1 protein-coding gene is annotated in these 771 nt (G+C 49.2%); it reads right to left on the bottom strand.

What is annotated here, in order from left to right; all coding sequences use genetic code 11:
- On the bottom strand, positions 1 to 631 hold a 631-nt coding region (locus HMPREF3039_RS14185; RefSeq protein ID WP_197457901.1), incomplete at its 3' end, for a hypothetical protein.
- Between the last annotated feature and the right edge of the window lie 140 nt (positions 632 to 771).

Here is a 771-nt window from a genome sequence, read left to right as displayed (position 1 = left end):
AGTCGTACTCCAGGGGCCAGTCGAAGTAATAGCTACCTCCCATATTTTCCGTAACGACAGAAATATTCCCCTTCACGAAGGAACGCAACCGTCTCTTCCCGCGCCGCGCATCCACGTAATAGATCCACATTTCATCGCCCTGTTCATGCAGTTCCATGTTATCCCGCGAGGGCGTTCCATATGGAGACATCCCAATCCACACGGCATCAATGCGCGGAAGCACTTTCCCGCTGCCATAGCTGAAATTAAACGCATGGACAATATGCCCTTTTTTGTTCATTACCAGCCACGAATTCAAATCAACCGATTCCCCGTCCAGCGTGAATACATAGTATTCCCCTATTCTCAGGTTGTTCTTTAGGGCCATCTTTTCCGGCAGAGGCTCCTGAAGGTCCATGTTAGCTCCTATCAAAGAGTCATACATAATTCCCAACAACTCACGAAGAGTCTTTGTTTTTTCTGTAAGAGGTGTAAACGTCATCCACTCTCTCCATTCCGACATGGACTCCTTTTCCACTGCCATTTGACTTGGGCCTTTTACAAAATACATGCCCACCCGCGCATCCGCGGGAACAATTTGCACCCAGCAACATAAGGCCAGCCAGATAATCGCCCCTGCGCTTCTCATCATTCAGGTTCCTCATTGTTGGGCTCACGTTTTTCTCCCCTCCACACTCCTCCCGTCTCCGGATCCACCCCTTTCGACTTCAGATAATCATTGAAATTCATTTCTTTACCGGAATCCGGCTCCCACATCTTCGGCTCCCTCTT

It is taken from the genome of Akkermansia sp. KLE1798 (assembly GCF_001580195.1).
GTDB classification, from domain to species: domain Bacteria; phylum Verrucomicrobiota; class Verrucomicrobiia; order Verrucomicrobiales; family Akkermansiaceae; genus Akkermansia; species Akkermansia biwaensis.
Note: the sequence above shows the minus strand (reverse complement) of the source record. Positions and strands in the feature narration are given on the sequence as shown.